This is a genomic window from Streptomyces sp. NPDC029956, assembly GCF_055574655.1.
In genome coordinates, this window is sequence record NZ_JBVHZJ010000073.1 from 1 (window position 1) to 23,376 (window position 23,376).

General features: G+C 66.0%; 15 protein-coding genes. 5 read left to right on the top strand and 10 right to left on the bottom strand.

Annotated features, from left to right (window positions below; genetic code table 11):
- Nucleotides 1-209: 209 nt before the first annotated feature.
- Nucleotides 210-653: a DUF5954 family protein gene (locus ACZ4XX_RS35925; protein WP_468512045.1), complete on the top strand. Its 444-nt coding sequence runs from the start codon at nucleotides 210-212 to the stop codon at nucleotides 651-653.
- Between the two features lie 642 nt (nucleotides 654-1,295).
- Here ACZ4XX_RS35925 and ACZ4XX_RS35930 read toward each other — a convergent pair.
- On the bottom strand, nucleotides 1,296-2,924 hold the full coding sequence (locus tag ACZ4XX_RS35930; RefSeq protein WP_468512020.1) for a tetratricopeptide repeat protein: 1,629 nt from the start codon (nucleotides 2,922-2,924) through the stop codon (nucleotides 1,296-1,298).
- Nucleotides 2,925-3,036: 112 nt separating this feature from the next.
- Here ACZ4XX_RS35930 and ACZ4XX_RS35935 point away from each other — a divergent pair, with 112 nt between their 5' ends.
- Nucleotides 3,037-3,987 carry a hypothetical protein gene (locus tag ACZ4XX_RS35935; RefSeq protein WP_468512021.1) on the top strand — a complete coding sequence of 317 codons (951 nt, stop codon included), beginning with the start codon at nucleotides 3,037-3,039 and terminating at the stop codon, nucleotides 3,985-3,987.
- A gap of 514 nt (nucleotides 3,988-4,501) precedes the next feature.
- On the top strand, nucleotides 4,502-4,627 hold the full coding sequence (locus ACZ4XX_RS35940; protein WP_468512022.1) for a hypothetical protein: 126 nt from the start codon (nucleotides 4,502-4,504) through the stop codon (nucleotides 4,625-4,627).
- Nucleotides 4,628-5,208: 581 nt separating this feature from the next.
- Here the strand turns inward: ACZ4XX_RS35940 and ACZ4XX_RS35945 are convergent.
- The 3 genes from ACZ4XX_RS35945 to ACZ4XX_RS35955 all read right to left on the bottom strand — a co-directional run bounded on the left by ACZ4XX_RS35945 (nucleotide 5,209) and on the right by ACZ4XX_RS35955 (nucleotide 15,913).
- The gene (locus ACZ4XX_RS35945; RefSeq protein WP_468512023.1) at nucleotides 5,209-5,643 is read right to left on the bottom strand and encodes a hypothetical protein; all 435 of its coding nucleotides are present in this window, start codon (nucleotides 5,641-5,643) and stop codon (nucleotides 5,209-5,211) included.
- Nucleotides 5,633-12,046, bottom strand: a complete 6,414-nt coding sequence (locus tag ACZ4XX_RS35950) for an RHS repeat domain-containing protein (protein WP_468512024.1) — start codon at nucleotides 12,044-12,046, stop codon at nucleotides 5,633-5,635. The genes ACZ4XX_RS35945 and ACZ4XX_RS35950 overlap by 11 nt, the downstream gene beginning before the upstream one ends.
- 225 nt (nucleotides 12,047-12,271) lie before the next feature.
- The gene (locus ACZ4XX_RS35955; protein WP_468512025.1) at nucleotides 12,272-15,913 is read right to left on the bottom strand and encodes a laminin G domain-containing protein; all 3,642 of its coding nucleotides are present in this window, start codon (nucleotides 15,911-15,913) and stop codon (nucleotides 12,272-12,274) included.
- A 902-nt stretch (nucleotides 15,914-16,815) separates the two neighbouring features.
- Here ACZ4XX_RS35955 and ACZ4XX_RS35960 point away from each other — a divergent pair.
- Entirely contained in the window at nucleotides 16,816-18,054 is a 1,239-nt protein-coding gene (locus ACZ4XX_RS35960; protein ID WP_468512026.1) for an IS110 family RNA-guided transposase, read from the top strand.
- Between the two features lie 21 nt (nucleotides 18,055-18,075).
- Here the strand turns inward: ACZ4XX_RS35960 and ACZ4XX_RS35965 are convergent, their stop codons facing one another.
- Nucleotides 18,076-18,822 (bottom strand): hypothetical protein, encoded by a 747-nt coding sequence (locus ACZ4XX_RS35965; RefSeq protein ID WP_468512027.1) that lies wholly within the window; start codon nucleotides 18,820-18,822, stop codon nucleotides 18,076-18,078.
- A gap of 197 nt (nucleotides 18,823-19,019) precedes the next feature.
- Between ACZ4XX_RS35965 and ACZ4XX_RS35970 the strand changes: the two genes are divergently transcribed.
- Nucleotides 19,020-19,736 (top strand): HNH endonuclease family protein, encoded by a 717-nt coding sequence (locus ACZ4XX_RS35970; protein ID WP_468512046.1) that lies wholly within the window; start codon nucleotides 19,020-19,022, stop codon nucleotides 19,734-19,736.
- A 46-nt stretch (nucleotides 19,737-19,782) separates the two neighbouring features.
- Here the strand turns inward: ACZ4XX_RS35970 and ACZ4XX_RS35975 are convergent, their stop codons facing one another.
- The 5 genes from ACZ4XX_RS35975 to ACZ4XX_RS35995 form a co-directional block, all read right to left on the bottom strand.
- Nucleotides 19,783-20,052, bottom strand: coding sequence for a hypothetical protein (locus tag ACZ4XX_RS35975; protein ID WP_468512028.1), 270 nt, complete (start codon nucleotides 20,050-20,052; stop codon nucleotides 19,783-19,785).
- Complete coding sequence (locus ACZ4XX_RS35980; RefSeq protein WP_468512029.1) at nucleotides 20,049-20,732, bottom strand: LLM class flavin-dependent oxidoreductase; 684 nt, start codon at nucleotides 20,730-20,732, stop codon at nucleotides 20,049-20,051. The genes ACZ4XX_RS35975 and ACZ4XX_RS35980 overlap by 4 nt, the downstream gene beginning before the upstream one ends.
- Nucleotides 20,733-20,774: 42 nt before the next feature.
- Nucleotides 20,775-21,218 carry an ATP-binding protein gene (locus ACZ4XX_RS35985; RefSeq protein WP_468512030.1) on the bottom strand — a complete coding sequence of 148 codons (444 nt, stop codon included), beginning with the start codon at nucleotides 21,216-21,218 and terminating at the stop codon, nucleotides 20,775-20,777.
- A gap of 198 nt (nucleotides 21,219-21,416) precedes the next feature.
- Nucleotides 21,417-22,331 (bottom strand): carbohydrate ABC transporter permease, encoded by a 915-nt coding sequence (locus ACZ4XX_RS35990; protein ID WP_468512047.1) that lies wholly within the window; start codon nucleotides 22,329-22,331, stop codon nucleotides 21,417-21,419.
- Between the two features lie 8 nt (nucleotides 22,332-22,339).
- Nucleotides 22,340-23,233: a carbohydrate ABC transporter permease gene (locus ACZ4XX_RS35995; RefSeq protein ID WP_468512031.1), complete on the bottom strand. Its 894-nt coding sequence runs from the start codon at nucleotides 23,231-23,233 to the stop codon at nucleotides 22,340-22,342.
- Nucleotides 23,234-23,376 lie beyond the last annotated feature (143 nt).

Sequence of the window (23,376 nt, forward strand, 5' to 3'; positions counted from 1 at the left end):
GAACAACTCAAACAACTCATCCGGCACCAGCCGTTCAGCGAGACTCGCCATGCCCAGCACAACGAGTCAAACCGCCAAAGGAAACGATGTCTTAGTCGCGCAGACGTTGAGGGGCCGGGCTCTTATGCATAGAGGAACCCGGCCCCTCAACGTCACCGGCCCGGCGTCACGCCCCGCTCGTACCGCAGGGGTGGAGCTCTGCGACGTTCCTGATCGTCGAACGGTCCGGCAACGAACCCTGGACACCGGGCAGCAGCCTGCATGCCACCGCCCACGACGCCCGCCGAACCCTCGCCTTCGCCCTGGCCTGGATGCAACCACGCACACGCGGCCTGATCCCCTACGACGCTGAGACAGACATCGACGCACACAGCGTCGTCGCCGAGAACACCCACCCAGCCGTCGCGGAACTGGCAGTGTTCACCGACGCCGCGGACCGCCTCCGAGCCAGCCGGCTCAACGAGATCGAGGTCCACGGCACCGTCTCCCGGATCGGCCGCGCCCGGCGTCTGCTGCGCTGGGGCCACGACGGACCAGAAGGCCCACGCCCGTCCGACATCAACACCCACGCCCCCGGCACCCTCCACCCGCCCCTCGACGAGCACGGCACCGTCCACTTCGAGGAGCCGGTAGAGGACGAAGCCGCCTCATGACTTTGAGCGGGGCTCACCGCACGCGAGGCCGATGAAGCCGCCTGGCACTGCAAGCCGGAGAGCCGCCCGGCTCCAAGACACCGTCGCAACGCGGTGATCCGGGTACGCCCTCATCGGGTGAGACGTGATCGCCCTCGGCAATGATCTCCGAGCCAGGATTCATCACCGGCCCCAGCTGGATCCAGACCACGCACGGCCGTATGACCTGCTGTCTACGACAGCACTCGCGGCTCACTCAGTGGTGTGGCGCGCTCATCCTCCCCACGGTCATGTCGGTGGGGCGGGGTTACGGAGCGGGCTCGTACTCCACCAGGGCAGCCGGACATGCTGCCGCAAGCGACTGGAAGGTCCGCCTCCGCCGAGTCGACGGACAGGCCCCAGCGCAACTTCGACGCGGTCCATTCCGTGGCGTACCGGCAGTGGGCGCTGGCGGCCGACGACATCAACTGGGCCGGGTCCTGGTCTGCCTTGGACCGGTCGAGCGGGCCGTGACCACGATCAACGAGATCGGCGAGTCCTGATCGTTCGCGTACGCTTCCCGACGGGCGGCGGTCCACGACGCGGCCACGCCTGGCGGGGAACGTCATTCCGAACGTGCCAGCTTCCTCCGCTGCCGTGAGCGGAGGAAGCCACCTCACCTGCTTACGGATCGAGTCCCTTCAGCCTGCCGACCACCTCCAGGGACTGTTGTAGAGCGGGTCCGAAGAGGTCGGGGTTGGCCTTGGCCAGCGTGCGGCAGATCGCGAGGGCTTCCTCGGCGGCTGCCTGGCCCTCCGCCCTCCGACCCACCTCACCCAGGTGGATGGAGAGGTTGTTGAGGGACGTAGCGAGGTCGGGCAGGTAGGCTTCGGGATTGGTCTCGGCAAGGGTGCGGTAGTGGCCGAGGGCTTCCTCGGCGCCTGCCAGGCCCTCCGCCCACCGACCCACCCCAGCCAGGCGGATGGAGAGGTTGTTGAGGGACATGGCGAGATCAGACAGGTAGGCATCCGGATTGGCCTTGGCCAACGTGCGGCAGATCGCGAGGGCTTCCTCGGCGGCCGCCAGGCCCTCCTCACGCCGACCCACCTCACCCAGGTCGACGGAGACGTTGCTGAGGGACATGGCGAGATCAGGCAGGTAGGCGTCCGGATTGGTCTCGGCAAGGGTGCGGTAGTGGCCGAGGGCTTCCTCGACGGCTGCCAGGCCCTCCTCACGCCGACCCACCTCACCCAGGTGGACGGAGAGGTTATTGAGGCACATGGCGAGATCAGGCAGGTAGGCGTCCGGATTGGTCTCGGCAAGGGTGCGGTAGTGGCCGAGGGCTTCCTCGACGGCTGCCAGGCCCTCCTCACGCCGACCCACCTCACCCAGGTGGACGGAGAGGTTATTGAGGCACACGGCGAGATCAGACAGGTAGGCATCCGGATTGGCCTTGACCAGCGTGCGGCGGATCGCAACGGCTTCCTCGACGGCTGCCAGGCCCTCCGCCCGCCGACCCACCTCACCCAGGTGGACGGAGAGGTTATTGAGGCACACGGCGAGATCAGACAGGTAGGCATCCGGATTGGCCTTGGCCAACGTGCGGCGGATCGCAACGGCTTCCTCGACGGCTGCCAGGCCCTCCGCCCGCCGACCCACCTCACCCAGGTCGATGGAGAGGTTATTGAGGCACATGGCGAGATCAGGCAGATATGCCTCCGGGTTCGCCTCGGTCAGTGTTCGGCGGATCGTAACGGCTTCCTCGACGGCCGCTAGGCCCTCCGCCCGCCGACCCACCTCACCCAGGCGGATGGAGAGGTTATTGAGGCACATGGCGAGGTCGGGCAGGTAGGCCTCCGGGTTCGCCTCGGCCAGGGCGCGGTAGTGGCTGGTGAGGGTGTGGGTGAGGTGGGCCGCGGTGGTGGCGAGGCGGTGGCTGGTGCGGGGGAAATGACCGTAGAGCATGTTGAGGGTGTCGAGCGGGGTCGTGGGGTCGGTGGCGAGGGTGTGAAGGGCGGTGGTGAGGGGGGTCGGGTGGTCGGTGCGGGTGGCGGTGGTGATGATGTGCGCGGCCAGCGTGCGGTGGTGGCGGATGCAGAGGTCGGTGAGGTTGGTGTCGAGGCGGTCCCGGAAGACGGGGTGGGCGGCGGCCCGGCTGTAGACGGTGAGGAGCTGTTCGGTCTGGGTGTCCTCGGCGCCGTCGAGGAGTCGGTCGGCGAGGCGGGGGTCGGCTTCGAGGGCGCGGCCGGTGTGGCGTTCGGCGAGGCGGTCGGGCTGCAGTGCACCCCATAGTGGTCCGCCGGGTGTGGCCACGGTCGGGGGGTAGAGGGTGGCGAGCCAGGCGGTGACGGTGTTGCGGCGGTCGCGGGGCTGGTCGGCGAGTGCGGGCAGGTGTTGCCACAGCAGGTCGGCCTGGTCGCGGTCGGTGGCGCCGGCCAGGTGGGCGGCTGCGAGTGCGGTTGACGCCGAGGATGGCGCGGGCCTGTTCGATGAGGTCGTTCATCGCCTGGTAGTGCTCATCCCGGTGGCGGGCCAGCGCGGGGCGGAGGGGTTCGTAGTAGCAGTCGACCAGGAGAACGACCTGCTCGTGCTCGGTCAGCTGAGGGACCTGGCGCAGCGCCTCCTCCGCCAGGGCGTGCAGCTCCAGGGCGTTGGGGGCGTCCGCGTCAGCGGCGGTGCGGAAGTTCTCCAGCGCCGCGACAGCACGGTGGAGGGGTGTGACGTCGCCCTCGTGGGGTTCCAGCATCAGCAGGTGGGTCATGGCGCGATTGGACTCAGCGCGTTCGTGGGCGAAGTCGCTCAGGTTCCGCGTCGTCGTGGCGAGTTCCTTGACGACGGAGAGCAGGCTGGTGGGGGCGCACAGTTCGACGGTTCCACGGGCCTGGATGAACGCCTCGTGGAGAGCATTCGTGGTGGCGGCGTCTCCCGGCTCGCGGTACTGGCGGTCGAGGGCGCGCACGAGCTCGCGGGTGGCGCGGAGCAGGTCGGCTATCGCGGTGGTGCGCTGGTCACGCACGGCTGCGGCGTGGGCAGCGGCGGACGCACGGTCGCTCTGCTCGCGGACCGCCTGGAGGGTGGCGGCGGCCGCCGTTTCGGCGGCTTCCTTGGCAGCCTTGGCCTGGGCAAGTCCGCCCATGGCCTGGATGTGCGATCCGAGCCAGGTGCCGCCGAACGCGGCCGCGACGGTGAGGAGCGCGAGGAGGATTGTGGAGTGGTCTTTCAGGAACTCGATCACACGCCCGATCCTCCCGTGGGGAGGAGGGCTCGGGACAGCCCTTCGCCGCGGGCGGCGAGGTGGAGCTCCTGTGCCGACGGTCGTGCTCGACGTCATACAAGCAAACGAGACGGCATACGCCTTGATCGTTGTCACCGATAGCCACGGTTCCGTTGATCCCTAGCTAGAAGTCATCGAGATCTCTGCGTCCCGGACGGAGAAGCCGGCAGAGCCGGGCCTTTGACGTGGGCGGCCGTACCCCGCCAGAGCTGTGTGCCTTGCGCACCGGTCTCTGTCCGTGTGCGGCACCGTGGTCTCCGGAATCCCTGAGCCTGCACGGGGATTCCAGCAACTTTTCCATGTCCGCACTATCGTCACAGCAGGTCGGAGACGGCCTTCAGCGCGGCGGGCCAGGGGTAGGTGGACCGGTCGCCCTGGCCCTGCTCGTTCGGTACGAACCCGTCCTCGCCATAGACGACGCGTACGCCGGCGCCGCGGAGGGTCTCGATCGAGCGCTCGCCCCCGCTCGACGATGGTGAGGAAGCCGTCGTCGCAGAGCTCCCGGAGCGCTGCCCGGAGCTGTCCGGGACCGGTTCCGGTCGAGCCGGCGGTCAGCTTCGTCGCGGGCATGCGGTCGTGGAAGCGGGAGCGGGAGGCGCCCCAGAGGAAGGACGCCATGCGGCGGCAGAGCCTCTCCTTGTCCTCGATCCGCTGGTCCGACGCGTCGCCGGTGAGCCGCCGGGTCCGCGAGACCTTCTCATCCCAGTACCTCGCGCACAGGCCGCTGGTCGTCAGGTCCTGAGGGACGCGCCCGCCCGTCTCGCCGAAGACCTCGCACACCATGCCCAGAAGGAGGGGACTGCTGAGCCGTCGTCGGAGGCGTACGTGCGGGCCGCCAGCCGACAGCGCGACGAGCCGTTCGCCGAACTCCTCCTCGCCGACGGCCAGCGGGATGCTCCGGTGGGCAAGGAACTGGTGGGTGAACGCGACGATCTCGTCCTGCGCTGTGGCTGGCCAGCACCAGCGCGGGCGGGGTGCCGGGGCGCCAGGCGGCGATCGCGTCGCGGTCACGCAGCGCGGGGAACCGGTAGGGCACGGGCTGCCTGTGTACCGTCGAAATGATCAGTTTCAGGAATTTTCTTCATCGCACCAGCCGACTATCCCTTCCACACATGGGATGAAAGGGATTCGAAAAGACAGCCAGTGATAGACCGAGAGGCATCGAGACTCCGACAGATTAGGACAGCATGGATTTCTCCCGATACCGTCGGAGCCTCATTACCTTAGGCGAAATTCTATCGCCTCACACCTGGGAGATCGCCAAACCTTCAAACCGGTCCCATGCCAGTGCTCGAGCTCTCGATTCCATCAAATTACCCTCAATCATTTCGAGCCGCCTGCATCACGCACATAATTCACCGAGTTTCGATCTTCTATGAAGTAGGCCCTGCCTGCCTTCGGGACTGAGAAATAGATGCTGCATACCTCCAATGTCCCAGGCCGTTCGTAATCGAATCGAACTCCTGGCGACTCGTCCGGGACGGTGTCAAAAACCCACTCAGCAGAGCCGACATAGCCGTCTCCTCCACCAAGGCGACACCCCCCGGGCACGTTCTTCAATTCTGCCGTGCCATCCGCCCGGATCAGCACCTGGGAACTTTCTCCGCCTTTCGAAATCCATACTCCTTCTACGTCTCTATTTTCGAGAGGGGGAGTGTTCGTCCCAACAAGGAGGACGAAGGCGGTCGCCATGACCACTGCTATCGCCCCCGCGATCAATGATGACCTGAAGACGAACTTGCGACTCTTAATATTCATCGAATCTCCTGTTCGCAAAATCCACAAAGTCACGCCTCACGGCATAGTCGCCGGTCCTCATGTAATCCACAACCGCATCGAAAACGTCTCCAGGATTCAGCATATCCCTGGCCATGTTGGGGAAGGGACTACTGGACTCCGCCGAGACGACAAGGCGCTTCGCAATCTGTCTCGCTTTTGAGTTGTTATAAAGATCGGCCATATGGTCATCCCGTTCCGAGAGTGGCAAATATGCCTCATGTGCATCGGCCGCAGCTATGGCTTCCGCTTCGCCGAGATCGACCGTAAGCCTGGCCTGCCAAAGGAAGTGCTGTAGCGCGTTCTTGGCGAGACCTAGTCGTTCATAATGCTCGAGCGCCATGTCGACAGCCCAGTCTTGAATCACATAAGCATCAAGGCATACACCTACATCCTTTTCGCATCTATCTCTTTCGGCGCGATTAGGCCGCTCAAGCTCCGAGCCCTTAGAGTTTGCCCCATCCCACTTATCATAGTAGATCGGCCAGGTTTGGCGCTCCAAATACTCCTCCTCTAGCTGTAGGGTCTCTCGTCGAATATTTGTGACGTGCGTTTCACCTGCCTGTCCAGCTACGGATTCACCGACATAGTTGTCACCCTGGGACGGTTTCTGGACGTCAAGCGGAACAGTCCCTGTTGGGGTGGTTCCCTTCGAGGCCGACCCGCATCGGTTGGCGCCATTTGTTCCTCCGCATTTGGCGTCGTCGGCGCGCTGACCCGTCGGGTCGGAAGTGGTGGCAGGGCTGTTGTTTGCGTAGTTGTAGCCGTTGAGTGATTGGTGCTGGTCCAGCGAGAGGATCGGGTCCACGCTGATGAACTGCCCCAGGGACGGGTCGTACTCGCGAGCGCCAATGTGAGTGAGGTTGGTGCCGGTGTCGCTGGGCTTGCCGAGGAACGTCTTGTCATCGGGCCAGGTGCCAGCAGTGGTTCCTCGGGGCGCTCCGAAGGGGGTGGTGTAGCGCTTGGCGAGGGCTTGGGTGTCGTCTCCCGTGACGGAGAGGGTGCCGGTGCCGTGATGGTCGTTGGCGAGGTAGTGGACTCTTTCGGTGCCGGATTCGTTCGTGCGCAAGGCAATGGTGGTGCCGGCCGCGGTGTAGTAGCGGTTGGCCCACTTCTTGGTGCCCTTGAGGTGGACTTCGGTGGCGCCGATGTGAAGCACGGTTTCGCCAGTGGTGCCGTTGGCGCGGCGGATGAGGAGTTGGCCGTCGGCGTCGTAGAGGTAGTCGGTGGTGTCGTTGCCTTCGGTGAGCTTGGTGAGCTTGCCTTCGGCGTTCCAGTTCAGTGACTGGGTGGTGGTGCTGCCTGCCTTTTCGACGCGGCTGGTCGTGTTGCCTGCTGCGTCGTAGGTGTATCGGGTGGTTTCGTCGGTGCAGTTGCCGTCGGTGGTGGTGGCCTTGAGGGCGTGGGTGCGGGGGGTGTCGTAGCAGTAGGTGCGGGTGGTGGGAGTGGCGGTGTTCTGCTTCTCCGTGGCCCGCTGGCCTGATGCGGTGTAGGTGTAGGTGGTCCAGTAGGGGGCGGCTCCGCCAAGGTTGGCGACGGTTCGGCCGGTGGTGGCGCAGTCAGCTGTCTTGGGTGTCCAGGCTTCGGTCATGCGGCGCTGGCCGTCGTAGTTGAAGCACTGGAAGTCGGCGCCATTGCCGGTGTTCTGGTGGTCGAAGATGGAGGTGACGTTGCCGGCGGGGTCGTAGGTGTAGGCGGCGTCTCGGACGCGGCCTTGGGTCTGGTCGACGACGTCGGAGCTGGTCAGGCGGCCGGTGCCTTCCTCGTAGAGGCTGGTGAGGAAGATCTTTTTTGTTCCGCTGGCAGCTGACCGGCCGAGGGTGAGCTGCTGGACCTGACCGAGGTCGGTGTAGGAGGCGCCCAGCAGATAGCTGGAGAGCCCAGACACGCCGATGGGCAGGCCTTGGGAGTTGTAGTCGGTACTGATGATCTCGCTGGTGAGACCGCCGGCAGCGGGTTCGGTGGTGCTGCGGACGGTGCCGTCGAGGCGGTAGTTGACCTTGGCGGTAGTAGTAGCGGTGATCGCGCCGGCGGTGACAAGGGGCTCGTCCGACGGAAGGGACAGGGTTGTGGTTGTCGGCCGGCTCAGGGAGTCGTATTCGGTGACCCTTTTGGCGTACGCCTTGCTGCCGGTCTGGTTCTTGCCCCCGGTGTATCGGACGGAGGCGTCAGGAAGGCCCTTGAGGAGGGAGTCGTAGGTCCACTCCGCGAGGAGGTTGGCATCGGTCTTGCTGGTCTGCCACATGCCGGTCTTACGGCCCAGGACGTCATAGCCGAAGGTCAGAACGCGTCCTGCGGCGTCCTTGGTCGTGGCTATCTGGTCGAGGTCGTCATAGGTCGTGGCCGAGGTTCCCTTGTCGGGATCCTTCGCGGCGTCCTGTCGGCCGTGGAGATCGTAGGTGTATGTCCACTGTGCGTTGTCGGGACCGGTGACCTGCTTCTGCTTGCCGTCGTCGTAGTAGGCGTATTTGACGGAGGTATAGGAGGTTCCCGTGGGCGCCCCGTAGGCGGTGTCGTTGGGATGGGAGCCCGCGTAGGTGCGGGTTTCGCTGGTACGGCCCAGGACGTCGGTAATGGTGCGGGTGGCTGTGCCGCCCTGCTGGGCGGTGGTGGAAACCGAGTCACCCGTGTAGCTAGTCACGACCGGGTTGAATTTCTGGACGCCCTTGACCAGGAGCGTGGACTTCACCTGGCGGCCCAGACCGTCATAGACGAGGTTGTACTGCCGCGGTGCGCCACCGTACTCGGCACGGTCCCAACCGCTGTTGGGGTCCTTGGTGGAGTCGAAGACGTCGGCGTAGGTCTCGAAGGCCAGGCCGCGCTCGTCATAGCGGGTGTCGGTGAGAATACGGCCGCCGTTGGGGGCTGGGGTCTGGGTCTGGAGCGGGCGCAGCAGGGAGTCGAACAGGCTGTAGGTGGAGTCGTAGGTTTGACCGTCCGCCTTGAGGGCGGAAACCGAGGACCAAGAGGGCACGCTGGTCTGGTTGATGCCGTAGCCGAATTTTGCGGTGGGTGTGTCGCCGCCCGCCCTGGACCGGTTGGGGGCCCATGTGGCCGTGATGCGCCCCAGCGCGTCGTAGGCGTTCTCGGTGCGCTTGAGGTTGGCGTCGAAGGACTCGACAACCGATCCCCTGGCAGGGTCGTAGCGGGTGGAGCTCTCGTGTGTTTGACCGTTGGTGAGGGTGGGTTTGGTGACAACCGCAGTCGTGAGCGGACCGGCGGCGGCGGGGTAATAGTCCGTGGTGGTGGTCTTGCCGTTGGCGTCGGTGGCGGTCAGGGGGCGGCCGAGCTGCGCGGCCGCGGTGTCGTAGGTGACCTTCGCCACGGTCTGCCAGCTCGGGTTGCGGTCGGCTGTGCTGCCAGCGACGGCGGCCGGGTATCCCTTGGCGCGGCCTTTCCAGGTCGGCAGCCCCAGGGTCGGGGTCTGCTCGTCGGTCCAGCCGGTCGCGGCGGTGTTGTCGTAGACGGTGGCGGTGTCGGACAGGACGTCGCCGCGTTGGTCGGGGGCTTCGGCAAGGGTGAACCTGTGAGTGAGGCTCGTGGGTAGTTTCAGCTGGTCGTCGGTAACCTTGCATGCTTTGCCGACCAGGCGAACACGGGAGACCAGGCTGGTGAGGCCTTTGGCGTCGTTGCGTGCATACCAGGTGCGGGTGCAGTTTTCGTCACCGGCGATCGCCCAGTCGCCGTGGTGTTCGGTGTTGGTGACCATGCCGTAGGCGTCGTAGGTGTGTGTGTCGACAGTGGTGCGCCATTTCTTTGCCGCGGTCAGATACATGTTGGCGTATGTCCGGGCTGTGCGGACGTAGCCGCCTGTGACGTTGGCGTAGGACTTCTGCTGGCTGGCGGTCTGCTTGTACCAGAGGTTGTTGACCTTGTTACTGACGGCGAAGGCGCCGTCGTAGGTGATTTTCTGGCGGAGTTGGCCCGCGTACTGGTCACGGTCGGCGAGGTCCTCGACGACTACCTCGTCACCTGTGTTTCCGGCGACGTTGTCGATGTCGATTCCGGTGACGGTGGCGGTGCGGGTCAGCGGGTTGCCGCTGGCGTCCTTGGTCTTGAGGCGGTCGCCGTCCATGCCCTGCATGTAGACGCTGACGGACTTGGAGCGGGTGGCTCCGACGGCTCCGGTGTAGGAGGTGACCTTCTGGTAGCCGCGCCATGAGGACCAGGTGCGGTGCTTCTCCTTGGTGACGGGGTCGTCGTTGTAGTGCCAGGCCGGGTCCTCGTAGGTGTAGGCGTTCTCCACTGCGGGGTTGAGGCCGGCGGGGTCTGCGGTGTTGACCGCGATGACCCGGTACTTGTGGAACCAGTCCAGTTCGGGATCACCGCCGTTGACGGGCCAGTAGACCGGGTAGCAGGAGAGGTTGTTGTTGTCTTCGGCCGTGGGCATCCGCGACCCGCGGACGCACTCGGGTGAGGAATAGGCGACGGTGGTGATCGCGCCAGTCTCGGACGTGATCGTCGAAACACGCGGTCGAGTCAGCGGAACGATGTCGTCCGCTCCGCCGTCGACACGGTTGGGGCGCTGGTGGTAGGTGAAGCCGATGGTCGGCAGGCCGATCGCAGTGCCGTTCACGCCAGTGCGCTTGAGGGCGGTCAGGGTCCAGACCTGGTCGGAGCTGTTGCCTATGTCCTGGCCGTCGAAAACGTCGTGGTGCAGGGTGTAGGTGTCGACGGGTTTGTACGCGTCGGGTTCCGCGGCCCTGGACCAGACAAAGGTGTTGACGCTCGTGAGCAGCTTCCGTGTAAAGAATGCCGGGCCGGTGGCCTTGCAGTCGGTCTCGCTCGCGGTGCAGATCGAGTCGAAGGGCACGTCGGGCCAGTTCTTGGCCGTGTCCTCCGTCAGGGAGTCGCAGCCGCCGCCGAGGTCCTTGCAGCGTTCTCCGTAGCCGAAGGTGACCTTGCCGGAGGGGGTGCCGGTGAACAGGGTGTCGGAGCGCTGGCCGTAGCGGACCTCGTCAAGGTAGCCGCTACGGGTGTAGGGGGTGAGGTCGGTCTTGTCGCCGTTCCTGGCGTAATAGTTGGTGTCGGCCTTGTACCAGTAGGTGGAGGCATTGGAATGCATATCCTCGACGAGGTCGAGGTTCCAGCGCCACGCCTGCTTCTTGGCCCGGCCGGAGAAGGTGGTGCTGGCGGAGTAGCCGGGTTCGCCGGAGTCGTCGCCGAAGACTGGGACGGTCCAGACCGAGTTGGTGCGCTCGCTGCCGGCACCTGCGAGCTTGTTCAGGCCGAACGTGTAGGTGGTGCCGTCACCAGCGATGACCTTCCAGTACTCGCCGGCGCCGTCACCGTTCGTGCTGGAGTCGCCTTCGTCATCGTTGTCGGCGCCGGTGGCGTGGATGACCTGGGAGGCGTCGTCGTTCTTCAGGTGCCACTGGCCGGTGGTGTCGTCCTTGACGAGTTCGGTGGCCTTGCCGTTGAGGACGAGGGAGGCGTTGTCGTACTTCCAGCACTGGTCGTTCATGCCGTCCTGGCCGTCGTCGTCGCACGAGCCGTACTTTCGCTCGATGTACGAAGAGGTCAGTTCGAAGCCCTCACCGACCAGGGATCCCTGGTTGTTTGTGTTCGCGGTGCGGCCGTCGATGCTGCCGGAATCGTAGGACAGACCGAGGGCCGGCACGGGCCCGGCGGCCGCTGGCGGCACGGTGAGGGGGTAGGACCATGTGAACGAGCCGGACGAGCCCCCGGCCTCCCACGAGGATGCGCTGGACAGCGGGGTGGCCTTGTAGTCGCCCGACCCCTTGTCTGAACCGCCGGTGGAGGTCGCCGCGAGAGCCAAGACCCTGGGGGCGTTGCCAACGTGGTCCAGGGGGACGGTGACGGTCTGGGCCATGGTGTCATTGTCCGACATGATGGCTGTTGCCTCGCGGCACTCCGCCTTCGCCGGAGTGATCAGCGCACAGGCCGGCAGCGACACCACACCCAGACGGGTGGCCCAGGCACCGCCAATCGCGGATCCGAAGGAGCTGTAGTCGATCGCGACTTCCGCCGCACCGGGCTGCTGGGCCGCCACGGTGAACAGCACACCGGTGATACCGGCTTCCCGCGCATTGGTCTGGTCGAGGACCTTCACCGTCGCCGTACCTGATGCTGGCTGCTGAGTGAGTCTGGCGGGGCCGGCGCCGTGGGCACCGCGGACGGTCACCAGGGCGTCGTCGTCGGACGTGCGTTCGTCGCGCAGTCGGCTGGTGAGGGTCTGGGCCCTCGGCCAGGTGCTGCGGTCACGCTCCCGTTCGGCCTGCGCGGAGAGGGCTCGGTTGGCTGTCTTCTCCTGGCTGACCTGAGCGCGTTCCTGCTTCGCCCCTGGTTCCTTGACCGCATGCACCTTTACCGGTGCGGACAGCGGAAGCTTGGGGGGACCTGGAAGATCCGCGGCATACGCCATCGGAAGGAGTGGGGTGGGTATGGACAAGGCGAGTGTCAAGGCCCCGATTACGGCACCTTGGCGTCGACGCAGACGCACACGTCTGGACACGACGAAAGACCTCCTAGAGAGGATTGGTCGAAATAGGAAGAAGTGAAGGCCGGTGGTTGGTCTGGTCAGAAGGCTCGACGGATGCGAGGGACGCTTGTGCATCCCTCGCCCCGTTCCTGAGGTCCTGCAGAGTCGTCAGGATCCGACGACGTCGAGGTGTTGCTGCGGGCTACCGATGGCTCCAGCCCAGACGCGGATGTCACTGATCACGCCGGGCAGATAGTCCGCCCAAGTGGTACCCGTCCACCTCTTGCCCACGGTGAAGCCTGAGCTCATCTGGGCCTGGTACTGCAGCGGGACGCCCTGCTCAACGCCGCCGACGTAAACTGTGACGGTCTCGGTGATGACGTCGAATACGCCGGTAACCCGTGTCCGGCCTTCGGGAATCCCCGCCGCCTCGCTTTGAACCGACGCGCCGGGGACGCCAGGACGGCCAAAGTGCCAGCGCCCAGCAGCAACCGGCACCATGACCGGGTTGCCTTCTTCGTCGCGTACAACCCTTTCTTCCTCGTCAAGCAGCGGATCGAGCTCATCTGGCGTCCTCTCGAACCAGATGGCCCAGGAGGAGCCCGCACTCGTCTGTTGACCCACCACCAGCATGCGAGAGCCGACACCCATGGCTTTCAACTTTGCCCGGTCCACATCGACAGCGGTGGAGACGGTGAAGGAACCGGTGTCGTTCACCAGGGGGCGCTGAGTCGAGGCAGAGCCGTCCACACCATCCAGTTCAATGCTCTGGTTCTTCAGCAAGGCGCCACCGGTCAGGGTAAGAGTGTTGCCGTAGCCGCTACTGTCCGGCAGCGAGGGTCCGGAACCACCGTTCGGGTTGTGGTGAGCGACCAGCTCGACGAAGTTCAGGCCGTCAACTTGTCGCTGAGCACCAGCCTGTGACCTCATCTCAAGTCCCGAGAGCGACTTCTGCCACACAGTGACCTCGTCTATCTCGCCGGGAAAGTACTCCGAGTAGGAGTTGTTGTACTTGGCTCGCCCCACCTGAAAACCACCGCTGGAGGTCCACCTGTCCGCGGAGAGATAACTGAAGCCTTGGTAGTGCCCATTGACGTAGAAGAGAAGTTTCCTCTTCGTCGTATTGACTACAATCCCTAGATGGGTCCACGTCTTGAGTTGCAGCATCTCCTTGGGGGCGTTTACACGCTGGTTCGAGAAGGGCGATCCGGAAGTGTCGGAATCCGGTAGTCGCACACACCACGACTTCACATCGAAGCAGTAGCCCAGATAGAAGGAACTGTGCACGCTGCCATCCTGTGCAAGCACCGTGGCAACGCCGTCCCCTGAGTCCAGGCGCGCCCAGGCGGTAAGGGTGAACGACCCCTGGGTTTCCAGGACCGGTTTCGCCGACGAAGCCGCGCCCTGAATCGTCTTGTTCAGTGTCAGCGCCTGGTCCTGGATCTTCGTCCCGTCAGCTGCCGGCAGTTCACCGCGGCGGCCATGGTCGTTCCTCACTGCGCCAGTCGCGGTCAGAGCCAGGTTGTTCCTCAGCGCCACATCAGCAGTCGAACTGTCCAGAGCTACGCCGGATTCCTCGTTGAACGTCCAGCGGCCGACAGGCCCCGGTCCTTCTGAGACCAGAAATTTCACTGCTGTCTCGCCCGCGCGGTTCAGCACGTCCCTGCCGCGAACGTTCAGGATGAAGATCCCGGACATTTCTGGAGTGATGCGGGTGGTGTACTTTCCTCCGGCAGCCAGATACCAGTCGTCGCCCCATTCCTGCGTCGACAGTTTGTACTGGTATTCCTTGATTGAATCACCCTCCTGAGGGGTGAATACAACCGTGACGTCCGTATCCGGGCTTCCGGCTGCGACGCAGGAACCGCCGGTCTTGCACTCACTGTAGGGAGCGGCGAATGTGACGTTCGGCGGCTTAGGAGCGGTGGAGTCAACCTTGAAGTAGCACCACGATGTTCCGCTGCTGCTCAGGAAACTCGCGTATGACGTATTTTCGAAGGAATGCGTGTAGGCGGTATAGCGGTAGAGAGTGCCCTGTTTGAGAGGAGTGTTCCAAATCTTCTTCTGTGTCGGGAAGTCCTTCGTGGTGGTGTCGTAGGCCGTGTGTCCTGTTGTCGGTGACACTGAGCCGGTTGTCGGGGCTGGGGCGTCGTACCAGGTTTCGTCATTCAACTGGTAGTCGAGGTCGAAGTACGCACGCAGCATCGCCTCGGATTCAGCGCCGGCAGCGGCGCGTGGCGTGGCCACCAGGGTCGGCGTCGGGCTGGATACGGTCGTCGGCGCCGATGCGGATTTGCTGCAGACGGGGACAGTCCCGCCGCTCAGGATTCCGTACTCGCCCGGCACGGCAGGCTTGCTCATGTACTTGGCCACGAGCGTTCCGTCGTTGTTGAACCGCTTCCAGGAGACCGTGTCCGTCTCGTCCTTAGCCTTGAGCATGAAGGTGAGGGAGTTGAAAGTGCCATTGGCCAGTGCACGGACCGTCGGGGCGAGGTTCTCATCGGCCTCTGCAGGGTTGTCGTGGAACTCGACCGGCTTGCGGGGCTGGGCGGGAGAGCACGCCGTTCCGCGTCCCGCCGAAACGTCGCGGTCGCCCATGTGGTCCCGGGCCGTTGGACCAGGCCACTTGGAGGCGGAAGAGATCCAGTCGGTTCGCTTGAGGTCCACCCAGCGCGAATCGCAGGAGAACGACCAGGTCTCCGTCACGCGGAAGGTAGCGTCCAGGACGTGCTTGCCTCTGAGAGCAGTCGGCGAGAACTCGAAGTACATGCGGTTGACCCAGCCGGTGCCACAGTAGTAAGACACGCCGCCAATGACTGCGGAGCCGCACTTGCCGACGCTCATGCCGTTCTCGCCGTTGGCGAAGTTGTAGAAGACATCTCCGTCGGACGACAGGACCGTGCGCTTGGTCTGGTCCACCTCTACGGACGGGTCGATGTAAAGAGGGAAGTCCTCCACTTTGGTGGCCGCGATCAGGCCGGCGTCCGGGGTCACGGTGAGCGAGTCCTGCCCAAGCTCGACCTCCATCACTGCCGACTCGTCGCCGGTTCCGGGGCCCCCGAGGGGATCACCCTCTCCGGGGGGTGCCACGAGCTCGGCCGCATCGCCCTGAGGATCATCCATGGCAGCGGCGAGGGCGAGCATGCTTACGTTCTCCGGCTGCAAGCCAGTGGTCGGCGAGGCCGCTGAGCCGATGTCGTCACCGGCCGAGTTCCACATGCGGGCGGTCGGCGAGCGGAAGACGACCTGTCCGTTGCCGTCCAGCGCCTCCATGCTGCCGAAGGTTCCCGCGCGCAGGCTCAGGCCATCGACGCTCAGGGCGTATTCGATCTCCTTCAGCTCCGGAAGTGCGGCTGCCGCAGGGGTCTTGACCTCGAGTACCTGCTGGAAGCCCTCGACAGTCGCGGTCAGAATCAGGTTCACGTCCGGCAGGACGTTCTCGTAGACGGCCCGCGGGCCGTCGAGGCGCGGCGCAGGCAGGCTGCCCGGCCATCCCATGGACACTGTCTGCCCGTCCTGGCCTACCGTCACCAGGTTCTGGCCCGCGCCGCCGGCCGAGAAGGCGACGTCGACCACCGAGGCCTTCGGGCCTATCGATCCGTCCTCGCGACGCTCCAGCGTCGCATCAGGCGTCGCCCACCCGTTGCCTGCGTTCACACGGACCGGGACGATCGACGACTCCAGCGTAAAAGTGGCGCCGTCGGGGTTCGCGAACACGGTGTCTCGCTCCGTCCGCTCCCCCACCACCTCCACCCGGCTCCCTGAATCCGCCGCCTCCTTCAACGCCTGTTCGGACTCCGTCAGAACCACCGCCGGCGCCTCGTCTACAGCCGCTGCGCCGGCCGACACGGCCGGCGCTACCCCCCCAAGCAGTGCCATCGCGATTGCGAGGCCCAGCGCGCGCCCTCCGCCAAGGGCGCGTCTGGCACGCCCCGCTCTCATGTTCATTCCCCACCCGTACCTACGCCGGGCGCGAACACGCACGCCCGGGATGACATGTGACGCATCTGTATGTGAAGTGAAGATCGAGAGTTCGATGTGTGATCTTCTGGTGTCAAGGGATCCAATGCCCCTAACGCAACCCTGTCAACGACGCTGACCTGCAAGGATGTTGTCGTGATCGGGGGGGCAGAACAGACATCTCCTGCCGACTGCCGCACACGAATCGGGCGCACGTCCTAATTCGAAGTGACGAACGCCACAAACGCTCACGCCACCGCGGGGAATCGTTTGTCATGTAGCCATGGCAACAGGTCACAGACCCGCTGCGAGCGAATCGGTCCGGATAGGTGGCAGCGGAGCGTTTCTAATTCGTGCCCAGGGGCGCCCATTCCGCTTGGAAGCGGTGTTCCTCGAAGCCGGGCTGAATCCCGGTGGGGCGGGGTGGCTTGGCTGTGCTCGGTGGATGCCTGGATCGTTTCCGGCCTTCAAGGCCTAACCGGAGATCGCGCTTCACCAGGTCGGCCGGGCCATCCCTCCTGCCCTTCCTGCTGAGTACCGTCGCTCGTGGTGCGAGCCCGTCGCATGGTGACCTCTCGATCGTTTCGAGTGTCAGAGCTCCGACTGAAGTCCGAGGCCCGTACGGCGCGCTGGTGTCACGAACGGCTAGTGAGGTGGCGGCCCGTCCGTACCGGTCGAGGCCCGGAATTAGAACGCTGCGTGACCCGCATGTGCTCGTGACCAGGGCAAACGACGCGTCTGGAGGGGACTACGTGATCTATTGCGGCATCGACTGGGCGGAGAAGCACCACGACGTCGTGCTCATCGACGAGGCAGGTCGGTTGCTGGTTAAGCGCCGTATCGCGGACGACATGGCGGGCTATCAGGTCGTGCTGGACGTCCTGGCTGAGCACGGCGACAGTGCGGAGACCCCGATCCCGGTAGCGATCGAGACCAACCGTGGTCTGCTCGTGGCCGTCCTGCGGACCGGGGCCCGGAAGGTGTTCGCCATCAATCCGCTGGCCGCCGCCCGCTACCGGGACCGGCATTCCGTCTCCCGTAAGAAGTCGGACCTGGGCGACGCTCTCGTTCTTGCGAACATCCTGCGCACCGACATGCACGCCCACCGCCCGATACCCGAGGACTCCGACCTGGTGCGGTCAGTGGCGGTCCTTGCCCGAGCCCAGCAGGACGCCGTCTGGAACCGACAGCAGCTCGGCAACCAGCTGCGTTCCCTGCTGCGCGAGTACTACCCCGCCGCCCTTGCCGCCGTCGCGCCGTGGAAGGGCGGACTGTGCCGGCCCGAGGCCCTCGCCGTCCTCCAGGCCGCTCCGACCCCGACCGACGCAGCCCGAATGACCCGCACCCAGATCGGCGCCGCCCTGAAGAAGGCGGGCCGGCAACGCGGGATCGAAGCTGAAACAGAACGCCTACGCAATCTCTTCCGCTCCGGGTGGGCTCACCATTCGGCCCTGACGGAAGAGGCAATGGGCCGGCAGATGCTTGCGCTGCTGCGGCAGCTGAAAGCCGCCTGCGAGGCCGCCGACGACCTGGCCGAGGCCACCGAAGAAGCCTTCCTTCAGCACGAGGACGCGGAGATCATTCTCAGCTTCCCCGGGCTCGGCCCACAGCTCGGCGCCCGCGTGCTCGCCGAGCTCGGCGACGACCGGGCACGGTTCACCGACGCCCGCGGGCTCAAGGCCTACGCCGGTTCTTCGCCCATCACTCGCGCCTCAGGCAAGAAGTCGAGCATCACCCGCCGCCGGGTAAAGAACCAGCGGCTCAACCACGCCGGCTTCTTGTGGGCCTTCTCCGCGCTACGCGCCTCGCCAGGCGTCATGGCCCGATACCGCTACCGCCGCGACACCCGCGGAGACTGGCACGCCTCCGCACTGCGCAATGTCTTCAACACCCTCATAGGCCAGCTCCACCACTGCCTGCGGCACCGCGCACACTTCGATGAAGCCGCGGCCTTTCCGGTCTCAGGCATCCAAATCTCGCAGGCGGCGTAAGGGGAAGCTGCTGCCGCCAGCTCAGACGAAGTGAAGCTCCAGTGCCACGCGGGGCGGGCAGTTGGCGGCCCCGTACTCATCCGCGATGAGGAAGACGCTGGCGCATCTCGGACATTCCGCCTTGCCGAAGAGATGGGAGATTCCCTCAGCGAGCACGACTTGCCGATCGCGGCTGGCCGTCTCGTGCATCCACCGGCCGATGCCCGAGAGCTTCTCGATGGGCGTCGGTCGGAGGTCACGCCGCTCTACGTCGCCCTGGTTCCAGTCGCGGATCGCCGAGTAGCGTCCGTACTCGCCGATGGCAATCGTCACCTGCGTGGCGCAGTGAGGGCATGGCAGGTCGTAGAAGTCGTCTGTGAAGTCCCCCAGTACGTTGGCCCAGTGGTACTGCTCCTGGACCGCGAGCAGCGCGCGGAAGGTCACCACGTAGTCGGCCGGCCGGGATGCGAGGTGTCGGTCCAGGAGGATGCCGAACTCGGCGATCGCATCGACGCTGGCAGCCAGCAGATCGTCAGCGCCGTGGTGTCCTGCCGCGCGTTCCATGATTTCTCCGGCCAAGTGCCGTGCCTCCGTGCTTCCCGGCGCGAGACGCACCAGACGGGGCAGGGCGGCGATGCCGGCGGGCGACACCAGGTCGTGCTCCAGGATCAACCGGCGCCCCAACTCCGCCCACGCCTCGCTGTCGTCTTCACGCTCCACACGGTCCAGAAGCTTGGGGACTCGATCTACGTCAGAGTTCCAGTCGTACAGCTGTGCCCAGTTCACCACTCAGACATTGAACCGTCCTACGAGCTCGGAGTCGGACCTGCCCCCCAGCGTCGCCTCCGGGAAGCCTCGTCAACTTGACGCCTGGCTTCGTGAGGTGTCTCCGGTGAATCCCGCCACCCACCTGGGTGATACGGCCTGCAGGTGCCTTCCGGGCCGGGTGCCGAGGCGACTAGAACGCGGTCGTGATCACCACCATGATGCGTCGCGGTCTGCCCGCGCTGCTCCTCGCCGCCCTGCCTCTGCTTCCTGCCTCCTTGCCGGCGGCGGCCGACAGCACCACCTTCCCGCAGGCGGCAACAGGCGCCCCGGCGCCCCTCCCCGGCGCAGGTGCGCTGGGGCAGGTGCTGCCGCTGTTCGACGCCATCGACCGCCTGCCCATCGCCGCCGAGCACCGCGAGGGGTACGACCGGCGCCTGTACAACCACTGGAACAAGGGCCTTAATGCGACGGACGGGTGCAACACTCGAAAGGAGGTCATCCTCACCGAAGCCGTCGAAACACCCCAAGTCGGCGACGGCTGCGCCCTGACGGGCGGATCGTGGCTCAGCAAGTACGACAACATCGTGGTCACGGACGCCGCCCGCCTCGACGTGGATCACTTCGTTCCCCTCGCCGAGGTCTACGACTCGGAGCAGACGGCGTGGAGTGCGGCACGGCGTGAGGCATACGCGAACGACCACGACGCCCCAGAGACCCTGATTGCTGTCACCGCTGCCTCCAACCGCTCGAAGGCCGACAAGGACCCGGCCGAATGGCTGCCCACGGACGCCACCTACCACTGCACCTACGCCGCCACCTGGGTCGGCACCAAGCTGCGCTGGGACCTGGCTGCCGATGAGGCCGAGCGCGACGCCCTTCTCGGGCTCGCGGAGGACTGCGCGACGACCGTCGTCTCCTACGAGCCGGTGCCGTAGGCACGTCCTCGGCCTGACCGTCTGGCCTCCCGCCGCTGCAAAGGGCTCAGAGCACCGTGGCGAGGTCGGCGAGTGCGGTGTGTGGATTTGGCCCGACGGGGATGAGTACGGCGCTGGTGACGCCGGAGAGGAACAGGCCATCCAGGCGGTCGCGGACGTGCGCGGCGGTACCTAACAGAGACCGCTGCTCGGCCCACTGTTCAGGCATGGCCTGGGCGTCGGCGCTGGCGCTGCGGTGACGCAGGTCGGCGAGCTCGTCGTGGAACCCGAGAAGTTCGATGTGGGACTTCCAGTCGACGTCACCCAGGGCCTTCAACGCGGGACGGACAGCGGCCGCGGCAGCGCGCGGGTCGTTGTCGACCGCGGCAAAGTTGTAGGCGGCGATCCGGTGAGGGCGCTGGGGGTCGATGCTGCGCAGGGCTTGGCGGACGTAGGGAGCGTGACGGGTTCGGCGAGCAGGGTACCGTCGACTGTCTCCCTGGAGAGGGCGAGGGACTTGGGGCTGCGGACGTCGGCGAAGATCGCGGGGGCCTGGTCGGGGACCATCGAGGGATGCAGCTGCGGTCCGTCGAGGAGGACGTAGCGTCCGTCGGTGTGCGCGGGCTCGCCTGTCAGGAGGGCTCTGAGTGCGTGGATGTACTCGCGCAGGAGTGTCAGGGGGCTTTGGGGCCAGGCGCCCGCTCTGCGCATCCAGGCGGGCATGCCGTGACCGACTGCGAGGTCGAGGCGGCCGGGGTGGAGCTGGGCGAGCGTCGCGGCTCCCATGGCGGTAAAGGCGACGTTGCGGGCCGCAGCCGGCAGGAGGCCGACGCGGATGCGGCGGGTCTGGGCGAGGACGGTGGCCGCCTGGGCGAGACCTCCGCGGTATCCGAGGTCTTCGGCGACCCACAGCTCGTCGAAGCCGTAGGAGTCCGCCTCGCGCGCGAAGGGGATCAGGTCTGCCGTCGGGATGTCGCACGGTAGGAGGACGCCGATCGGGCCGCGGTCGTGGCTCACCGTTGTCTCCGTTGCTCGTTAGCGCCGGGTCGCTGCGTTGGGTCAGGCGGCCTGCGCCTGGAGTTCCATCTGGGCCCATACTCTCTTGCCGTCGGCCAGGCGGTGACAGCCGAATGCGCAGGCGAGGGCGCGGACGATGGCCAGGCCCCGGCCGTGGTCGTCGGTGCTGTCCTCGCGGGGGACCGTGTGCTCGATGGTGTCGGTGCAGGTGTCGGTCACGGCGATGACGAGCTGCCGTCCCTCGACGAGCAGGTGAAGCTCCGCGGGTCCGCTGCGGGTGTGCAGGGCGGCGTTGGTGACCAGTTCCGAGATGACCACGACGGCGTCGTCGATCACGGCGGAGGGGATGCCCCATGCAGTGAGGACTTTGCTCGCGTGGTGTCGGGCGGCTCGGACCGCGTGCTGTACGTCGCTGAGGGGCAGGCGGCTGCTGGGCGGCCTGTGATGCTGCTGCTGGGTGGGGAGACGGTCGATGGTGGTGTTCATGGCGGACCTCGGTCGAGGTAGTGCGGTGGCGGCGGGAGGGCGGCGGTTGCGGGGGCCGGTCTCGTCGCCGGAGCGGTGGATGCGAGCGGTGGTCCTCCTGGGTGTGGTGCCGCGAGGCCGCGGGCTTGGGGGTGTGCTGGTGGTGAACCCCGGACCCGGTAGCGGGACGGTATGGCCGGGTCCGGGGTGGCTGTGGGGTTACTTCACGGCGCCGGCGGTCAGGCCGCGGGTGAGGGAACGCTGGAAGATGAGGAAGAAGACGACCATGGGGATGACGCCGAGGAGGGCCGCGGCGCTCAGGGAGGTCGGGTCGCTGGTGTACTGGCCCTGCAGGACGGACAGGCCGAGGGGGACGGTCTGGTTGTCGTTGGAGATGAGCAGGACGAGCGGGTAGAGGAACTCGTTCCAGCTCCAGACGAAGAAGAACACGCACATCACCGACAGGGTCGGCCAGCTCATGGGCAGGACGATGCGCCACAGGATGGTCCAGCGTCCGGCGCCGTCGAGGGATGCGGCTTCGATGAGTTCCTTGGGGAAGCTGGCGAAGACGGAGGAGAGCAGGTAGGTGCCGAAGGCGCTGTAGGTGATGCCGACGAGGATGGTGTAGCCGAGCTTGCCGTCGTAGAGGCCCATCTCCTTGAAGAGGTAGTAGATGGGGTAGACGAGCCCTTCCTGCGGCAGGACGTTGATGCCGAGGAAGAACACCAGGAACGCGGTGCGCCAGCGGACGCGGCCGATGCCGATGGCGTAGGCGTTGAAGAGGGCCAGGACGACGGCGATGAGGACGACGCCGAGGCTGATCTGGATGCTGTTGATCAGCTTCTGGGTGAACTCGACGCGTTCCCACACGTCGCCGATGACGGCCCAGTTCCACTCCTCGGGCAGGGACAGGGAGCCGTTGGCCCGGTAGTCGGCTCCGGTCTTGAAGGAGTTGAGCAGGATGATGGCGAAGGGGGAGAGGAAGGCGAGGACGAAGACCGCGACCGCGGCGATGACGGCGTAGGAGCCGGCGCCCTTCTTGCGGACGGAGTACTTCTTGCGGGGCTTGGGGGCGGCGTGGCCTCGGGGTGCCTGCTTGGACGGGCCGGGCTGCGTCGTGGGTTCGGTCGTCATGGTCATCGTCATCCGTCCTCACGGGCCTGGCGGGCGAGCATCGTCCCGGCGATGATCAGCACGAGCAGGGTGATCGTGGTGGAGATGGCCGATCCGTAGCCGACGTCGGCGCGCTCGAAGAAGTTCTGGTAGGCGAAGTAGGCCGGGACGAGGGTGGAGTTTCCGGGGCCGCCGCCGGTGAGGACGAAGATCTGGGCGAAGACCTTCAGGCCGGCGATGGTGGTGGTGACGAGGACGACGTAGACCTCGGGGCGCAGGATGGGGACGGTGATGCGGGTGAACCGCTGCCACCAGGTGGCGCCGTCGAGGGAGGCGGCTTCGTAGAGTTCGGGGTCGATGCGCTGCAGGCCGGACATGAACAGCACCAGCGGGTAGCCGAGCTGCATCCAGACCAGGACGCCGAGGACCATCCACAGGGCGAGGTCGGGGTCGCCGAGCCAGTTCTGGGCCAGTGAGCTGAGGCCGATGGTGTCGAGGATGCTGTTGATGGCGCCTTCGGGGGCGAGGATCCAGCCCCACATCAGGCCGGTGACGGCGACGGGGATGACCTGGGGGAGGTAGAGGCCGGAGCGGAAGACGCTGACGACGCCGTCGCCGTGCTTCTTGCCGATGTAGTCGAACAGCAGGGCGGCGAGGAAGAGGCCCAGGAGGGTGGGGACAACGGCGATGCCGACGATGACGAAGGCGATGTTGCGGAAGGAGGCCCAGAAGTCGGCGTCCTGGAAGAGCCGGATGTAGTTGTCCAGCCCGGTGAAGGTCGGATCGCCGATGCCCTGCCAGGTGGTGAGGCTGTAGTAGAAGGTCATCACCAGCGGGACGACGAGGAAGAGCAGGCTGAGCAGGAGGCCCGGCGCGAGGAAGACGGCGTAGCCCGTCGACCGCGGGTGACGTGTGGTTTTCACTGTTGCTCCTGGTTGAACGGGACGGCGGCGGTTGGGCGGTGCCGCCGTCCCCGAACGGCGTGGGGTGGGGGGGGGGGGGGGGGGGGGGGGGGGGGGGGGGGGTGGGGGGGGGGGGGGGGGTGGTGGGGGGGGGGGGGGGGTGC

Excerpts from the sequence above, each read along its gene's own strand:
- ACZ4XX_RS35945 (WP_468512023.1), bottom strand. The coding sequence starts at position 5,643 with ATGAATATTAAGAGTCGCAAGTTCGTCTTCAGGTCATCATTGATCGCG.
- ACZ4XX_RS35985 (WP_468512030.1), bottom strand. The coding sequence starts at position 21,218 with ATGAACACCACCATCGACCGTCTCCCCACCCAGCAGCAGCATCACAGG.
- ACZ4XX_RS35940 (WP_468512022.1), top strand. The coding sequence starts at position 4,502 with ATGCGGCGGCAGAGCCTCTCCTTGTCCTCGATCCGCTGGTCCGACGCG.
- ACZ4XX_RS35990 (WP_468512047.1), bottom strand. The coding sequence starts at position 22,331 with ATGACGACCGAACCCACGACGCAGCCCGGCCCGTCCAAGCAGGCACCC.
- ACZ4XX_RS35950 (WP_468512024.1), bottom strand. The coding sequence starts at position 12,046 with ATGGCGTATGCCGCGGATCTTCCAGGTCCCCCCAAGCTTCCGCTGTCC.
- ACZ4XX_RS35970 (WP_468512046.1), top strand. The coding sequence starts at position 19,020 with ATGCGTCGCGGTCTGCCCGCGCTGCTCCTCGCCGCCCTGCCTCTGCTT.